The organism is Pseudomonas paraveronii (genome assembly GCF_963681955.1).
Lineage (GTDB): Bacteria > Pseudomonadota > Gammaproteobacteria > Pseudomonadales > Pseudomonadaceae > Aquipseudomonas > Aquipseudomonas paraveronii.
On record NZ_OY817130.1, the window covers coordinates 3519701 to 3536843 of the forward strand.

Consider the following 17143-nt stretch of genomic DNA (forward strand, 5'->3'; position numbering starts at 1 on the left):
CGACTGTCATCTATTGCAGGCCCGTCATGATTACGCCAACAACTCCCTCGCCCATCATTTCGCAATCCATCCCGTCACCGGACAACATCAAACCGCCGATTTCGTTCGCCGACAGCGGCGTATATTCTGCCGAGTGGGATAAATACAATCAGCCGGCCCCCAGGCCGCAGCCGACCAGTGATCAAGAGCGGTTCGACACGTGGAAGCTGCAAAACGCTGGCAAATCGTCGCAATGGAAACTCGATAATCTCCCGGATTACGCGCCCCCCTCATACGCCGAAGAAATAAGAGCATTCCACGGACACCCTGGTGGAGCCCCCTCCTCCGACTACCGAGGTTCCTTCGTTCGAAACCCGGCGCTCGAAAACCACATAACGGATACCGTCCCCCCTGTTACGGGCCCGAGACACCTTGTGGCAGCGCACGTCAAACATCAGATAAAACAGCAATTTGGATTAGATGTTGATCCAGATAAAACCTACTTGACGACCATCGCTTACGACCACACTTCGCACAAGCGCCCCCACAAGGGATATATCATAAGAAAAATCTCACTCACCGATGCAGCCATGCGAAACATCCAGGGCGAAGAACTACCGTCAGGCATGCCGCTGTTTAGATATTCAACCTATAAGAACGGCAAGCCCAGCTTTGATATACAAGAAAGCTCAAGGCACTCTAAAGACCAGCCCAGTATCAACGGCGTCTTCAATGCGCCTGACGGAGAAAGGATTTCAACGCACTACACAGGCATTTATACCGAGCCCGGCAGTTCGTCTCCCAACGCATACAGCGCTGAAAACCAGGTTCCCCTGTCGCCTGACGACTTTATGAAAATGACGTGGGACCACGCCTATAAAAAGCCATACGACACATACATTGATCAGTATTGGGACACCAACCGAAAAGCGTATCCGACACGTATAAAGTTTAATTTCTTACAGGCCGCCAGCCAGCAATATCACAATCACTCCCTGAGCAAGGAAGACCTGCGCCTCGCTGAGCGGGCGGCCGGAACGCCACACGGCAAATCATTCGCACAACTCACACCTGACGATCTCAACAAGCCCTATCAGCCAGACCCTGACCTGGAAATAAAATTCCTCAGTTACAGCGGCGCCCAGTCTTCAGACGTATTCTATGTTCGCGACAAGAAAACCCAGAGAACGCTGCTCTTCATGCCAGGAAACGACCCTCAAATCATTCCGTCCGACTCACCCAAAGAAATGAATAAGTGGCTCGGCGCACACATTGCCGCCCCCCATAATGAAAACTCATTTTTAAGTCATTTCCTTATGGACGACGCACCCAGCACCCTGTTTTACGGCGGCATTCAAAAGCGCTTGCAGATCCACCAAAACCTGGCAAAAGAACAAGGTGCCGATGCCTACTACGAACGGCTCCACGCCTGGGAAGAAGGAGGTATGTTCGCCGGAAAGACCGTGGACGACCCCTTCAAGGAAACTCAGAAACGCACCGAGTCTGCCACTCGATCAGACGCGTATTACCAATTCGTGCTCAATTCAGACCATACAAAAAACACCGTCATCCGAGCGTTGGGGTATCTGAGTTTGGGCACCACGGTGCTTGCGCCACTAGGGTTCGCCTTCCCCCCTGTAGGTTATCTACTGACCGCTTTCTCGTTAGGGACGGGATTGGGGCGGGTGGGTATCGGAATAGATGACACGGTCAATAACCGGCCTGGCGGACCTGATCGCATACTCGACGGTGCCTGGCGAGCCGTGACACCCATTGCGACGAGTGCCCTTGGCAACGCAGCGGCGCCGTTCTCCAACGCGGTTAAAACCTTTGCACTCAAACCATGACGCACGGATTGAATTCATACCGACATAAATATGGCCGCAGTGGCAGAATCCTGCTTTTGCGGCCAATAAACTCATAGGACTGCCATGCAATTGATCACTACCAACCTGATCGTCAACCCATGTGACGAAGAAGAAGACAACATGGCCATGCTCTGCTGCCACGGTCAAAGCGGCGAGATGTTCATGCTGACCCGCTACCCCGATGAAGATGAAGTGGAGCTGACCTGGGATTACGAGCCGTCCACCCTGGATGGGCTGAAGGTCACGCTGAGTGACACGACCTTGCGGGTAGAGCTGGCAGCGGGTGATGCCGACGCAATGGGTGGCAAGGATCTCCTGGAGATCACCCACGCCACGGCCGCATCGGACCTGGCCGAGGTGGAGGAAACCTTGCAAAACATCCTCAAAGGCACTGGCACCTACGTCCGGGCGTGATCGCCTCCCACACAAAATTCCTACAGGTTTTGCCAAAAATACTCGTTACGCCGTTAGTCGCCACCCCCCTCGATGCATTAAAGTAAGCCTCCCAAGCCCGGCGTTGCTTCTCGACCACCGGGCTCATCTCTCCAGGAACCGTCATCGATGGAACATCGTGAAGCGCTGCTTGCGCTGCGAACTTTTCTTTCTACGCAGATTCTCGGCCAGGAAAAACTCATCGATCGCCTGTTGATCGCCTTGCTTGCCGACGGCCATATGCTGGTAGAAGGCGCGCCGGGCCTGGCCAAGACCAAGGCCATCAAGGAGTTGGCCGAAGGCATTGAAGCGCAGTTCCATCGTATCCAGTTCACCCCCGACCTGTTGCCCGCCGACATCACCGGTACCGAGATCTATCGCCCCGAAACCGGCAGTTTCGTGTTCCAGCAAGGGCCGATCTTTCACAACCTGGTGCTGGCGGACGAAATCAACCGCGCCCCGGCCAAGGTGCAGTCGGCCTTGCTCGAAGCCATGGCCGAGCGCCAGGTCAGTGTGGGCCGCAGTACTTACGAGCTGTCGCCGCTGTTTTTGGTGATGGCCACGCAAAACCCCATCGAGCAGGAAGGCACCTACCCGCTGCCCGAAGCCCAGCTCGACCGTTTCCTGATGCACGTCAAGATCGGTTTCCCGGACGCTGCCGTGGAGCGGCGCATCCTGCAGCAGGCTCGTGGCGAGGCGCTCAATGGCGAAACCAAACCCGAGCGCCGCGTCAGCCAGCAGGCGATCTTTGCCGCACGCAAGGAAATCCTCGGGCTGTACATGGCCGATGCGGTGGAGGAATACCTCGTGCAACTGGTCATGGCCACACGCACCCCGGCCAAATTCGACCCGGAAATGGCCGAGTGGATTGCCTACGGCGCCAGCCCACGCGGCTCGATCGCCCTTGACCGCTGCGCCCGTGCCCATGCTTGGCTGGCCGGGCGTGACTTCGTCAGCCCGGAAGATATCCAGGCGGTGCTGTTCGACGTGCTGCGCCATCGCATCATTCTATCGTTCGAGGCCGAAGCTGCCGGGATTGACCAAGACCGCGTAGTGCAACGCATTCTCGACGTCGTTGCCGTCGCTTGAAATCGATAAACGCAAGCTTAGGCGTCCGCGTCACGCTCGGCGAATTGATTGAGATGCGCCACCGCGTGCGCGAAGTGCAGCTGTTTTCCACGCCGAGCCAACGCAGCCCACTGATCGGCCTGCACCACTCCAAGCTGCGCGGGCGCGGGGTCGACTTCGACCAGGTACGCGTCTACCAGGCTGGCGACGATGTGCGCACCATCGATTGGCGCGTGACTGCGCGCACCCAGGAACCGCACACCAAGCTGTTCCACGAAGAGCGCGAACGCCCGATTTTCATCATGGTCGAGCAAAGCTGCCGCTTGTTTTTCGGTTCGGGACAGATGTTCAAGTCGGTGCTCGCAGCCCAGGCGGCCAGCCTGATCGGCTGGGCGGCGCTAGGGCATAACGACCGCGTCGGCGGGCTGGTCTTCGGCGACAACGAGCACTACGAAATCAAACCGCGACGCAGCAAGCAAAGCCTGCTGCAACTGCTCAACCGCCTGGTGCGGGTCAACCAGAGCCTGAACACCGAAAGCCACCCGGAAACCGACGCCCTGGGCATGGCCCTGCGCCGTGGCCGTGAAGTGCTGCGCCCGGGCAGCCTGGTGATCGTGATCTGCGACGAGCGCGCACTGACCGAAGGCGCCGAACAACAACTGAGCCTGTTGTCACGCCACTGCGACCTGCTGCTGTTGCCGATCTCCGACCCGCTCGACCATGCCCTGCCCGCCGCCGGGCTGCTGCGCTTTGCCGAACGCGGTGCGCAACTGGAACTGGACACGCTGAACTTCGATTTGCGCCAGGCCTACAAGGCCCAGGCCGAAGCGCGCATCGCCCGCTGGGAGCTGCTCGCGCAGAAACTGCGGGTATTGCTGATGCCCTTGAGCACCCAGAGCGAAATGGTCGAGCAACTGCGCGAATATCTCAACCCGCAACGCCCGGTTAAAAAGCAATGAGCAGCCTCGACCAACTCCAACCGCTGATCGCCCCGCCCGCGATCAGCTTCTGGCCGCCCGCGCCAGGCTGGTGGCTGTTGCTGCTGGTGATCCCGCTGCTGGGCTGGGGCGTGTGGTCGCTGCGCCGTTTCCTGCCCGCGCAGCGCCCCATGTCCCGCGCCGAACAACCGCTGGACCCGCTGCGCATCGCCGCCCTGGCCGAACTGGCCCTGATGCCCAAACCCTACGACGGCGCGCCGGCCGGGGCCTGGTTGCAGCAACTCAATGGCTTGCTCAAGCGCTTATGCCGCAACGACTACCCCTACAGCCAGAGCCATACCCTCAATGGCCGCAAATGGCTGGCGTTTCTCGATAACCGCTGCCCCGCCGCCGGCCTCACGCGCTGGATGGTGCTGGTGGAAGGCGCCTATAAACCCGAATGCAAACTCGACGACAAAGCCATCGCCGGCCTGACCCAGGCGGTCGACACCTGGATTCGCAAACATGTTTGAGTTCGCCTGGCCGTGGATCTTCGCCCTGTTGCCACTGCCCTGGCTGATGCGCCTGTTGCTGCCGGCAGCCGACAGCGGTGAGCCAGCGCTGAAAGTCAGCTACCTCAGCGACCTCGAAGGCCTCGCGGGCCGCCGCGCCCGCTCGAACCTGCCGGGCTGGCGGCAACAGGCGCCTTTCGTCGTGCTGTGGCTGCTGCTGTTGACCGCCGCCGCCCGCCCGGAATGGCTCGGTGAGCCGCTGCCGATTGCCGCCAGTGGCCGCGATTTACTGGTGGCAGTGGACGTGTCCGGCTCCATGGACTTTCCCGACATGCACTGGCAGGACGAAGACGTCAGCCGCCTGACCTTGGTCAAGCACCTGCTCGGCGATTTTCTTGAAGGGCGCGAAGGCGATCGTGTCGGCCTGATCCTGTTCGGCAGCCAAGCCTACCTGCAAGCGCCGCTGACCTTCGACCGCCGCACGGTACGCACCTGGCTCGATGAAGCGCGCATCGGCATCGCCGGCAAGAACACCGCCATCGGAGACGCCATCGGCCTGGCCTTGAAACGCCTGCGCCAGCGCCCGGCACAAAGCCGTGTACTGATCCTAGTGACGGACGGCGCCAACAACGGAGGCCGGATCGACCCACTGACCGCCGCACGCCTGGCCGCTGAAGAAGGCGTGAAGATCTACCCGATCGGTATCGGCGCCGATCCTGAACAAACCGGCTCCCTCGGCATCCTGGGCGTCAACCCGAGCCTGGATCTCGACGAACCGGCGCTCAAGGCTATCGCCGAGACTACCGGTGGCCGCTACTTCCGTGCCCGCGATGGCGCAGAGCTGCAAGCGGTCAAGGAAACCCTCGACCAACTCGAACCCGTCGAACAGCAACCCACCCAGGCGCGCCCGGCGCAGGCGCTGTACAGCGGCCCCCTGGCATTGGCGCTGATTCTCAGCCTGTTGCTGGTGGTGCAGGAGCGCTGGCCGGACAACGCCCTGCAACGGCTGTTCGACAAACTGTCGAGCAAGGGGCATTTTCTGCAACAACACCCTGAATGGCGCCAGCGCCTCAAACGCCTGCGTTTGCGGAGGCGTCGATGATCGACCTGTGGCCGCACTGGTTCCGTCCCTGGTGGCTGTTGCTGCTGCCGCTGCTCGGCTGGTTGCTGTGGCAACTCTGGCATCGACAAAAACGCGCCGGGCGCTGGCAGATGATCCTGCCGCCGGCGTTCCATGCCGTGCTGCTCAGCGGTGGCAACGGGCGCGAAAGCAAATCGCCGTGGGTGCTGCTCGGTATCGCCTGGCTGCTGGCGGTGCTGGCCTTGCTCGGCCCCAGTTGGCAACGGGTGGAGCAGGCCAGCCAGAAGCCTTCCGATCCGCTGGTGGTGCTGCTCGAACTGACCCCGCAAATGCTCGCCACCGACAGCCCACCCAGCCGCCTGGAACAGGCGCGGCGCAAACTGTATGACTTGTTGCAGGCGCGCAGCGACGCACAAACCGCCATCGTCGTGTATGCCGGCAGCGCCCACACCCTGGTGCCGCTGTCGGACGACCTGGCCACCAGCCGCAACCTGCTCGAAGCGCTACGCCCCTCGTTGATGCCTGAACCCGGCCACCGCGCCGACCTGGCCGTGGAGAAAGCCCTGGACCTGCTCAAGCACGGCGGCCTCGGCCAGGGCCGCCTGTTGCTGATCGGCTCATCGCTGTCCAAGCAGGAGCGCCAGGGCATCCGCTTGCTGCTGCAAGGCGGCCAGGCGCCAAACCTGTCGATCCTCGGCATCGGCAGTCGCGAAGGCACCCCGGTGACCCTGGAGAGCGGCGAGTTCCTCAAGGACGAACAGGGTGCAATCCTAGTACCGCGCCTCGACAGCCCGACCCTCAAAGCCTTCGCCGACGAAATGGGCGGCCGCTACCGTGCCGCGCGCCTGGACGACAAGGACCTGCGCCAACTCGGCATGCTCGACGCGCCGCAGGCCCTGCGCAACGACGGCCAACTGCTGCACCTCGACACCTGGGCCGACCAGGGTTACTGGCTGCTGCTGCCGCTGTTGCTGCTGGCGGCCTGCGCCGGGCGCCGTGGCTGGCTGTTCTGCCTGCCATTGCTGCTATTGGGCGCGCCGCAGCCCAGCTATGCCTTCGAACTCCAGGACCTGTGGCTGCGCCCCGACCAGCAAGGCCAGTACCTGCTGAAGAAAAAACGCCCCGCCGAAGCCGCCGAACACTTCAAAGACCCGCAATGGCAAGGCGTGGCGCTGTACGAGGCGGGTAACTACGCCGAAGCCATCAAGCGCTTTGCCGAGGGCAGCGACGCCTACTCCCACTACAATCGCGGCAACGCGCTGGCCAGGTCCGGTGAGCTGGAAGCGGCCATCGACGCCTACGAGCAGGCGCTGGAAGCCCAGCCTGATCTGCTGCCGGCCCTGAAAAACAAGGCACTGGTGGAAAGCCTGATACAACAACAGGCGCAGCCCGAGTCGACCAAGCCTGCAAAAAACGAAGATGACGAAACCACCCAACCCGGCCAAACTGCGCAACCGGGCACCAGCGGGCAAAGTGCCACGAGTGGCGAGCCATCGTCCCCCAGCCAAGGCGAGGCCGGCACCGGCGACACCCAGGCCGGCGCCACGCCACAAGCGGGCGGCAATGACGTGCCAGGCAGCGAACTGGGGGATGAGCAAACCACCACCCCGCCGCTGCGCCCGAGCGACGCCAGCCTGGACGATGAACATCGCCAGGCCCTGGAACAATGGCTGCAGGAGATCCCGGACAACCCCGGCGAACTGCTGCGCCGCAAATTCTGGTACGAACAGCAACAGCATCAGGACAAGACTCGATGAGCCGCCGCACCACCCTTCTGCTTCTGCTCGCGTTATCGGCAGGCCACGCCCAGGCGGCGAACCTGGTCGCGAGCGTCGACCGCAGCCGCCTCAACGCCGGGGAAACGGTGGAACTGACGGTGGAATCCAGCGACGTCACCCAGTTCGGCAAACCCGACCTGTCGCCGCTGGATGCGCAGTTCGAAGTCAGCGGCACCCGCCAGATCAACCAACTCACCACCCTCGGCGGCGACAACCACGCCACCACGCGCTGGATCATCACTCTGCTGCCCAAGGAAAACGGCACCGTGGTGATCCCGCCATTGCAAGTGGGTGAATACACGACCCAGCCGATCAGCCTGCAAGTGTTGGAAACCACCAGCCAGGACACCAACGCCGAACTCGCGCCGGTGTTCGTCGAGTCCAACCTCGACCAGAACAGCGTGTACGTTCAAGCCCAGACACTGTTGACGGTACGCGTGTATCACTCGGTGTCGCTGTACGACGACAGCAGCCTCACACCGCTGCAGATTCCCGATGCGCGTATCGAGCAACTGGGCGAATCGCGCACCTACGAGAAAGTCATCAACAGCATTCGCCATGGCGTGATCGAAACCCGCTACGCGATCTACCCGCAGCACAGCGGCAGCCTGACGATTGCGGCGCAGACCTTCAGCGCAACCTTGGTGGAATCGCGCCCGCCGCAGGAGAACACGCTGCAAGGCACCAAGCCGGGCAAGCTGATTCACGTCAGCACCGCGCCCATCGAGTTGACGGTCAAACCCAAGCCCGAGTTGTACCCCGCCGATGCGCCGTGGCTACCGGCACGCAGCCTGACCCTGAGCGAAAACTGGAACCCCGAGCCGGACCACGTGCAGATCGGCGATTCCCTGACCCGCAGCTTGACGGTCAAGGCCGAAGGCCTGTCCAGCGCACAACTGCCGGGGCTGCCGAGCACCGAGATCAATGGCCTGCGCCGCTACCCGGACCAACCGGTACTCGGCAACCAGAACAACGACCGTGGTCTGATCGGCAGCCGTGAAGACCGCGAAGCCCTGGTACCCACCCGCGCCGGCGCCCTGGAATTGCCGGCGGTGGAAGTGGTGTGGTGGAACACCCATGAAGACCACCTCGAACGCACCAGCCTGCCCGCCCGCACCCTGCAAGTGGCGAATAACCCGAGCCTGGTGGTGGATACGCCCGCCACACCGACCATCATCACCGCCCCCGACGATAGCCGCCTGTGGCTGTGGCAACTGAGCACCCTGCTCCTCGCCTGCACTACATTGCTGGGTTTCGGCCTGTGGTGGCGTGCGCGTCGCCAACCGGCGGTGCAGCGCGCCGCACAAACCGGCCCAAGCCCGCGCACCCTGCTCGACGACCTCAAGCGCGCGACCCAGGCCAACGACCCCCAGGCCACCCGCCAGGCCCTCGACGCCTGGGCCAGGCAACAACCGGAAACCCTGGCCGACATGGCCGCGCGCTTCGTGCCGCTGTCCGATGCACTGGACGGTCTGAACGGCGCGCTGTACAGCGAAAGCGGCCACTACTGGCTGGGTGAAGAACTGTGGCGCGCGGTTAAAGCCATTCCGATGGCCGAACGCGAGCAAGACCCGACGACCGATACCACCAGCTTGCCGCCGTTGTATCCCAAATAGCCCCCCTCCCGATACGTCGCGAATCGAGAGTCGGGTGCGGTGATTGGCCAGTCAACACTGAGCAAGCGGACCCACCGCCACCCCGATAGCGGTGTATCAGTCAATTATGATGTTGTCTGACACGCCGCCATCGGGGGCAAGCCCCCTCCCACATTCGATCTGCGTCGTCTGGTCGACAATGTCCCGCCCCCTGTCCGACCGCGCCCCGGATTGCCTGCCAGCCAAGGCATAACGCACACCGCATACCCCTGTGGGAGGGGGCTTGCCCCCTCCCACATTCGATCTGCGTCGCCTGGTCGACAATGTCCCGAACCCTGTCCGACCGCGCCCCGGATTACCTGCCAGCCAAGGCATAACACACACCGCATCCCCCTGTGGGAGGGGGCTTGCCCCCGATGGCGGTGGGCCAGACAACACTGAGCAAGCGGACCACCGCCATCGCAGCAAGCCCCCTCCCACACTGGATCTGCGTCGTCTGGAGCAGCGTGTTCGCAATACAGGTAAACTCCTCTCCTTTTCATCTTCTCCACGGAGCTCGCCTTGCGTCTGTTTCACACCTCCGACTGGCACCTTGGGCAAAACCTGCATGGCCAGGAACGCGACTTCGAACACGCCTGTTTCCTCGAGTGGCTGCTGCGCCAGCTCGGCGCGCACACGCCGGATGTGCTGTTGATCGCCGGCGATATCTTCGACACGGTCAACCCGCCACTCAAAGCCCAGGAGCGCCTGTACGATTTCATCATCGGCGCCCACGAACAAAACCCCAATCTCACGATTGTGATGATCGCCGGCAACCACGACTCCGGCTCGCGCATCGAATTGCCCGCACCGTTGATGCGCCGCTTGCGCACCCATGCCTTGGGCCGGGTGTTGTGGCTGGATGACGGGCAACTGGATGCCGAGCGGTTGCTGATCCCACTGCCCGGCGCCGACGGCAAGATCGCCGCCTGGTGCCTGGCGCTGCCATTCCTGCGCCCGGCGGAAGTCACCGGGGCGCACCTGGGCGACGACTACCTGCGCGGCATTGGCCAGGTGCATGAATGGCTGATCGCCGCCGCCAACGCCAAGCGCCAGCCGGGCCAGGCGCTGGTTGCCATCAGCCATGCGCATATGGCCGGCGGTTCGGTGTCGGAAGACTCCGAGCGCAGCCTGATCATCGGCAATGCCGAAGCGCTGCCCGCCAGCCTGTTCGATGCCAGCGTCAGCTATGTCGCCCTCGGCCACTTGCACAAGCCACAACGGGTCAACGGCGAAGAACGCATTCGCTACAGCGGCTCGCCGATCCCGTTGTCGTTTTCCGAAATCGGCTACCAGCACCAGATTCTCGACGTGACCTTCGACGGCGAAGCCCTGGTCAACGTCGAACCGCGCCTGATCCCTCGTTCGGTCAACCTGCAACGCCTGGAAGCCGCGCCCCTGGCCGACATCCTCAAGCAATTGGGCGAGCTGCCGGACATCGACCTGCTCGCCGAAACCCAGCGCCAGCCCTGGCTGGAAGTGCGGGTACGCCTCGACGAACCGCAGCCCGACCTGCGCCAGCAAATCGAAACCGCCCTGCAAGGCAAAGCCGTGCGCCTGGTGCGCATCGCCGCCGAGTACGCCGGCAAACGCGGCAGCGACGACTCCAACGACGAGCGCTTGATCGAACTCGACCAGCTCACCCCCCAGGAGCTGTTCAGCCGCGCCTGGCAGGACAACTACGGCAGTGAAGTGGATGAACAGACCTTGAAGGACTTCGCGGTGCTGCTCCAGGAAGTGCAACAGGAGGGCGAACAGCCATGAAGATCCTCGCCATCCGCCTGAAAAACCTCGCCTCCCTGGCCGGCCCGTTTGAGATCGACTTTACCGCCGAGCCCCTGGCCAGCGCCGGTTTGTTCGCGATTACCGGGCCGACCGGCGCCGGCAAAAGCACCTTGCTCGACGCGCTGTGCCTGGCGCTGTTTGGTGCCGTGCCGCGCCTGGGCGATACCGGCCAGGCCAAGATGCCCGACGCCGACAGCGATATTTCCATCGGCGACCCGCGCACACTGCTGCGACGCGGCACCGGCGGCGGCTATGCGGAGGTGGATTTTGTCGGCGTCAACGGCCGCCGCTACCGCGCGCGCTGGGAAGCCAACCGCGCCCGCGACAAAGCCAGCGGCAAGTTGCAGAACAGCCGGCAGAGCCTGATCGACCTGGACAGCGACCAACTGTTGGCGAGCCAGAAAACCGAATACAAGACCCAACTGGAATTGGCCCTGGGCCTGAACTTCGAGCAGTTCACCCGCGCCGTGTTGCTGGCGCAAAGCGAGTTCAGTGCCTTCCTCAAGGCCAACGACAACGAGCGCAGCGAACTGCTGGAAAAGCTCACCGACACCGCGCTTTACACCCAGCTCGGCCGTCGCGCGTTCGACAAGGCCAAGGACGCCAAGGACGCGCACAAACAACTGCAGGACCAGGCCACCGGCGTGGTGCCCCTGGCCCCGGAGGCCCGCGCCGAACTGGACCAACAGTTGGCCCAGGCGCAACAACAGCTCAAGACCGAGCAAGCCCAGCTCAAGCAACTGGAGCTGCAGCACACCTGGCTCAAGGAACTGCGCGAATGGCAGGAGCGCCAGCTCAGTGCCGTCGAACAGTTGCAGCAAGCCCAGCAACACTGGGACAGCCAAGGTCCGCAGCGCGAGGACTTGAGCCGCCTGGAACAGTTGGCACCGCAGCGCCATCACTTCGCGCGCCAGGCGGAACTCGACACCGTGCTCACGCCGCTGGCGGCGCACATTCAAGCGCATATCGAGCAGCAAACCGATCTGCATGAGCGCCAGGAACAAGCCCAACAGCAGCAGGCATCCGCCCAAACGGCGCTGGCCGCGGCCCTGAAAGATCAGGCCGACGCCGTGCCTTTGCTGCGCCAGGCCTTCGAGGAACAGAACACCCTCGCCCACTTGACCAAGGAACTGGCCAAGCGCAACGAGGACCAGCAACAGCACGAAACCGCCTGCGCCGAAGGTCAGGCCTTGCTCAAGGGGTTGCAGGAAAAGCACAGCCACGTCGCCGAGCGCCTGCAACGTCTGGCCACCGGCCTGGAACGCAGTGCCGCCCTCGCGCCGTTGAGCGAGGCCTGGAACGTCTACCGCGACCGCCTGCAACAATTGATGCTGATCGGCAATCGCCTGAACAAGGGCCAGGCCGAACTGCCGCAACTTGAACAGCGCGCCACCGCCGCCGCCGAGAAGTTCGCCCAACAACGCGACGCCCTCGACTTGCTGTACCAGGAAGCCGGTGCCGAGCCTCACGCCGTCGCCGAACAGATCCAGTTGCTCGCCAGCCTGCTGCAAGACAATCGCAAGCAGCAACGCGCCTTTGAAGACCTGACCCGGCTGTGGGACAGCCAGCAACAGCTGGACCAGCAAGCGGCCTTATTGACGCAGAAACTGTCGGACGCCCAACAACAACGCGACCGGTTGAACCAGACCGGCCTGCACACCAAAGCCGAACTCACGGTCGCCGAACAAACCCTGACGGTGACCAAGCAGTTGCTGGAGCGCCAGCGTCTGGCGCGCAGTGCCAGCGTCGAAGAGTTGCGCGAGCAATTGCAGGATGGTCAGCCCTGCCCGGTGTGCGGCAGCCATGAGCATCCGTATCACCAGCCCGAAGCGTTGCTGCACAGCCTCGGTCGCCACGACGAAAACGAAGAGGCCATGGCGCAGCAAGCCGTCGACAGCCTCAAGGAAAAACTCACCGAACTGCGCGGCGAAGTCGGCGGCTTGATCGCCCAGCAAAAAGAATTCCTGCAACAACAGGAGCAACTGACGACGCAACAGCACACCCTGGCGCCCAGCCTGGACGCGCACCCGCTGTCGGCCTCGTTGTTCAATCAGGACGCCGCCCGGCGCAGCGACTGGCTGGCCCAGCAGCTCAGTCAACTGACGCAAAACATCAGCCAGGACGAGCAACGCCAAGGCGCCCTGCTCAACCTGCAACAAAACGCCGGGCGCCTGCAGCAACAGCTACAAGCAGCCCAAGACGCCGGCCAGCAAGCTCGCCAACTGCTGATCGACCAGCAACGCGAGCTGGCCAACGACCGCGAACGCCTCGACGAAGAACTGCAGGCCTTCGCCAGCCTGTTGCCGACCGAAACACTGGAAGGGCTGCGCAGCGAACCGGCGGCGACCTTCATGCTGTTGGACCAACAGGTCAGCCAGCGCCTCGAAGAGCTGGCCCACCAGCGCGATGAACTGGCCGAGCAACAAGAGCGTCAGCAGGCGATCGAGAAAGCGCACACCCATCAGCAGCATCGCCAGCAGCAACTTGACGCGTTGCGCCAGCAGGTCGGCGAACTGGCCGCTCAGCAACACGCGGCCCAGGAAAAACTCAGCGGCCTGCTCGGTCAGCACCCGCGTGCCGAAGACTGGCAACAGCAACTCGAAGAGGCCGTGGCGCAGTCACGCCAACGCGAAGCCGACGCCAACCAACTGGTGCAGGACATCCGCAACGCGTTGATCCAACTGGCCGCCGACCTCAAGGCCCAGCAGGACCGTCAGCACACGCTGCAATCCGAACAGCAAGCGCTCGCGACGCGCTTGTGCGAGTGGCGCGCCCTGCACCCCGACCTGGACGACGCCGGGCTCAAGCGCCTGCTGGCCTTCGACGACGCCCACGCCAGCGCACTGCGCCAGCAGCTACACAGCAGCGAAAAAGCCGTCGAGCAAGCCAGTGTGCTGCTGCAGGAGCGCGAACAACGCCTGGCCGAGCACCAGGCGCTGCACAACGGCAATCTGGAAGCAGAACAGTTGGACAGCAGCCTGGCGGCGCTCAACCAGCAACTGGCCGACGGCGAAAAACACTGCGCCGAACTGCGCGCGCGGCAATCCGAAGACCAGCGCCGCCAGGACGCCAACCACGCCCTGGACGAACAGATCGCCAAGGCCTATGACGAATGGCAACGCTGGGCGCGCCTCAACGCGCTGATCGGCTCGGCCACCGGCGACACGTTCCGCAAGATCGCCCAGGCCTACAACCTCGATTTGCTGGTGCACCACGCCAACGTACAACTGCGCCAACTGGTGCGCCGCTACCGCCTCAAACGCGGCGGCAGCATGCTCGGCCTGCTGGTGATGGACACGGAAATGGGCGACGAACTGCGCTCGGTGCATTCATTGTCCGGCGGCGAGACGTTCCTCGTTTCGCTAGCGCTGGCGCTGGGCCTGGCATCGATGGCGTCGAGTACCTTGAAGATCGAGTCGCTGTTTATCGACGAAGGTTTTGGCAGCCTCGACCCGGAATCCCTGCAGTTGGCCATGGACGCACTGGACGGCCTGCAAGCCCAAGGCCGCAAGGTGGCGGTAATTTCCCACGTACAGGAAATGCACGAGCGCATCCCGGTACAGATCCAGGTCAAGCGCCAGGGCAATGGCTTGAGCACCGTGGAGGTGAAGTGAGCGAGGCGCTGCTGTACTCGTTTCGCCGTTGCCCCTATGCGATGCGCGCCCGCCTGGCTTTGCGCTATTGCGGCGTGCCGGCGCGGATTGTCGAAGTCAGCCTCAAGGCCAAGCCGGCCGAGATGCTCGCGCTGTCGCCCAAAGGCACGGTGCCGGTGTTGAGCGTCGACGGCCGGGTGATCGACGAAAGCCTGGACATCATGCGCTGGGCCTTGGCACAAAACGACCCGCAAGACTGGTTGCTCCAGGGTGATCCTGCGGTACTGGCGCTGATTGCCGAGAATGACCAGGGCTTCAAACATCACCTGAATCGATACAAGTATGCCGAACGCTACCCGGAGCAGCCGATGGAACATTATCGAGCCGAAGGTGAGGTGTTTTTGCAGAAGCTGGAGGGGTTGCTGGCAGACCGCGCGTATTTGCTGGCCGATCACCCGAGCCTTGCGGATATGGCCGTGGCGCCGTTTGTGCGGCAGTTTGCGCATGTCGATCGGGAGTGGTTTGCGCGCACGTCATACCGGCGGGTGCAGGCGTGGTTGCAATGGTTTCTGGAGTCGCCGCTGTTTATCGCGGTGATGGCAAAAACCTGAATCGGTCTAAATGAGTGTGGGAGCACGCCTGCTCCCACATGTCGCTCAGTACTGGGTTTTGTGATCCAGTGCGGCGTAGAAGTTGGCACTCTGTTGCAGGTATTTCTGGGTGTAGGCGCTGGTGCTGGATTGTTTGCCGATAACGTTCACGCTGGCGGCAGCCGGCAACGCGACAGTGGCGGAAACAGCGGAGGCGGCGATGATCGAGAAGAGATTGAAGTTCATGTCGGTAACCCTTGTGTTCGTTTGGTTGAGTGGCCGTGGAGGCCTTGGAACTCAACTTACGCCCGAGGGTTGGGCCTTAGAAATGCTTTGAAACAGTAGCTGTTATCAATCGAATTAATAAAGAGGATCAGGCCCCGCTGTGCGGGGCCTGTGGCTTATTGACGCAGCAGGAACTTGAGGTCGCTGGGCGCATCGATCGGCAGTTTTTGCACGGTTTTACCGAGCAGGCCGGTTTTGGGGTCGCGTTCGACCACCACGATTTCATTGCTTTTCTGGTTCGCGATCAACAGGAACTTGCCGCTCGGGTCCAGGCTGAACTCGCGCGGGTGGTCGCCTTCCACGGAACGGCGCTGCAGTTCCTTGAGGTGTGCGGTGTCCGGGTCAATGCTGAACACCAGCAACTGATTGGCCGTGCCGCGATTGCTCACATACAGGAACTTGCCATCGCTTGATGCGTGCAACGCCGCGCCGGCCTTGTTGGACAGCGGTTGCCCGGCAGCGAAGTCCACCAACTGGGTTTGCTTGAGCTGTCCGTCGCGGTAATCGAACACCGCGACCTGGGCGCTCATCTCGGTGGTCAGCCACGCGTGTCTACCGTCGGCGCTGAACAGCAAATGACGCGGGCCGCTGCCCGGTGGCAGTGGCACCGACGCCGGGTTGGCCGGGGTCAGGGGCCGTTCCGGGTTGGCCTTGGGGTCGTAGTGGTAGGCAAACACCTTGTCCGCGCCGAGGTCCTGCACAAACACGTACTTGCCATCCGGCGACGGCACCACCGAATGCACATGGTTGGACGCCTGGCGCTCCGGGTTGACCCGGCTCGCCGGATGCCCGCTCAACTGCACCGGCGCCGACAGCTTGCCTTGGGCGTCCAGCGGCAGAATCGCCAGGCTGCCGCCCGGGTCTTCGAGCACCGAGTAGTTGGCGACGAACAGGTAGCGGCCATCGGCGGCCACGCTGGAATGCGTCGGCTCGCTGCCCAGGCTTTGTACCTGGTTGATCAGCGTGAGCTGATGGTTCTGCGGGTCGATGCGGTAGCTGCTGACGCGACCGACCGCGTCCTGTTGGCCGGGGCCGTTTTCATTCACCACAAACAGATGCTGCTGGTCCTTGGAGACCGTCAGCCAGGACGGGTTGGCCGCTTTCGCCGCCAATACCGGCTTGCCTTGGAACTGCCCGGTGCGGCTGTCGAATTGCAGGCGATAGATCCCTTCGCTGCTGCCGGCGGTGTAGCTGCCGACCAACAGTTCATAGGTGTCGGCCGGTGCCGCCTGCACCGACATCGCCCCGACACTGCCCGCGATCAACAAGGGCCAGAACTTACGCATCAGCATCCGCTTCATCCTCATCATGGTTATTGCCGGTGAAGGCGTTCACGCAGGACAGGCGGTGCTCGCCCACATCACCGGTGAGGGTCCAGCTGTTCGAGGTTTCATCGAAGACCGCCGCCTGCAGCTGTTCCAGGCTGAAACTCCAGCGTTTTTGCGCACGGCCATCCATGGCGATGATCAGCAGCTGTTCGTCCTCCAGTGTGAACTCGAAGGCGTGCAGCCCGTCGATTTCAAGCATGTCGCTGGTGGCAAGGACGGCCGTCAAAGTAGTAGTCATCACAGTCTTTCGTCAGGTTCAAAGGGCTAATCATAGGCCACTTTGTCGTCAGGGC

General features: G+C 62.7%; 14 protein-coding genes. 11 read left to right on the plus strand and 3 right to left on the minus strand.

Annotated features, from left to right (window positions below; translation table 11 throughout):
- Window positions 1-26: 26 nt before the first annotated feature.
- The 11 genes from U5A08_RS16140 (at window position 27) to U5A08_RS16190 (ending at window position 15258) form a co-directional block, all read left to right on the plus strand.
- Window positions 27-1826 (plus strand): dermonecrotic toxin domain-containing protein, encoded by a 1800-nt coding sequence (locus U5A08_RS16140; RefSeq protein WP_321847411.1) that lies wholly within the window; start codon window positions 27-29, stop codon window positions 1824-1826.
- Between the two features lie 84 nt (window positions 1827-1910).
- Window positions 1911-2261: a hypothetical protein gene (locus U5A08_RS16145; RefSeq protein WP_321847412.1), complete on the plus strand. Its 351-nt coding sequence runs from the start codon at window positions 1911-1913 to the stop codon at window positions 2259-2261.
- Between the two features lie 147 nt (window positions 2262-2408).
- Window positions 2409-3368 carry an AAA family ATPase gene (locus tag U5A08_RS16150; protein ID WP_017739127.1) on the plus strand — a complete coding sequence of 320 codons (960 nt, stop codon included), beginning with the start codon at window positions 2409-2411 and terminating at the stop codon, window positions 3366-3368.
- Window positions 3369-3373: 5 nt separating this feature from the next.
- The gene (locus U5A08_RS16155) at window positions 3374-4306 is read left to right on the plus strand and encodes a DUF58 domain-containing protein (RefSeq protein WP_247401648.1); all 933 of its coding nucleotides are present in this window, start codon (window positions 3374-3376) and stop codon (window positions 4304-4306) included.
- Window positions 4303-4797, plus strand: coding sequence for a DUF4381 domain-containing protein (locus U5A08_RS16160; RefSeq protein WP_253396346.1), 495 nt, complete (start codon window positions 4303-4305; stop codon window positions 4795-4797). The genes U5A08_RS16155 and U5A08_RS16160 overlap by 4 nt, the downstream gene beginning before the upstream one ends.
- Window positions 4790-5878, plus strand: coding sequence for a vWA domain-containing protein (locus U5A08_RS16165; RefSeq protein WP_253396347.1), 1089 nt, complete (start codon window positions 4790-4792; stop codon window positions 5876-5878). The genes U5A08_RS16160 and U5A08_RS16165 overlap by 8 nt, the downstream gene beginning before the upstream one ends.
- The gene (locus U5A08_RS16170) at window positions 5875-7614 is read left to right on the plus strand and encodes a tetratricopeptide repeat protein (RefSeq protein ID WP_321847413.1); all 1740 of its coding nucleotides are present in this window, start codon (window positions 5875-5877) and stop codon (window positions 7612-7614) included. Before U5A08_RS16165 ends, U5A08_RS16170 begins: the two co-directional genes overlap by 4 nt.
- Window positions 7611-9251, plus strand: coding sequence for a BatD family protein (locus U5A08_RS16175; RefSeq protein WP_321847414.1), 1641 nt, complete (start codon window positions 7611-7613; stop codon window positions 9249-9251). The genes U5A08_RS16170 and U5A08_RS16175 overlap by 4 nt, the downstream gene beginning before the upstream one ends.
- A gap of 540 nt (window positions 9252-9791) precedes the next feature.
- The gene (locus U5A08_RS16180) at window positions 9792-11033 is read left to right on the plus strand and encodes an exonuclease SbcCD subunit D C-terminal domain-containing protein (RefSeq protein ID WP_321847415.1); all 1242 of its coding nucleotides are present in this window, start codon (window positions 9792-9794) and stop codon (window positions 11031-11033) included.
- Window positions 11030-14668: an AAA family ATPase gene (locus U5A08_RS16185; protein ID WP_321847416.1), complete on the plus strand. Its 3639-nt coding sequence runs from the start codon at window positions 11030-11032 to the stop codon at window positions 14666-14668. The genes U5A08_RS16180 and U5A08_RS16185 overlap by 4 nt, the downstream gene beginning before the upstream one ends.
- Window positions 14665-15258, plus strand: a complete 594-nt coding sequence (locus tag U5A08_RS16190; protein WP_321847417.1) for a glutathione S-transferase — start codon at window positions 14665-14667, stop codon at window positions 15256-15258. The genes U5A08_RS16185 and U5A08_RS16190 overlap by 4 nt, the downstream gene beginning before the upstream one ends.
- A 45-nt stretch (window positions 15259-15303) precedes the next feature.
- On the opposite strand, the gene U5A08_RS16195 is transcribed toward U5A08_RS16190, so the two are convergent.
- The 3 genes from U5A08_RS16195 to U5A08_RS16205 form a co-directional block, all read right to left on the minus strand.
- A complete protein-coding gene (locus tag U5A08_RS16195) occupies window positions 15304-15483 on the minus strand; it encodes a hypothetical protein (RefSeq protein ID WP_247407075.1) in 180 nt (59 codons plus the stop codon).
- A gap of 155 nt (window positions 15484-15638) precedes the next feature.
- Window positions 15639-16814, minus strand: a complete 1176-nt coding sequence (locus U5A08_RS16200) for a lactonase family protein (RefSeq protein WP_321847419.1) — start codon at window positions 16812-16814, stop codon at window positions 15639-15641.
- A complete protein-coding gene (locus U5A08_RS16205; protein ID WP_321847420.1) occupies window positions 16801-17088 on the minus strand; it encodes a DUF5629 family protein in 288 nt (95 codons plus the stop codon). The genes U5A08_RS16200 and U5A08_RS16205 overlap by 14 nt, the downstream gene beginning before the upstream one ends.
- Window positions 17089-17143: the final 55 nt, after the last annotated feature.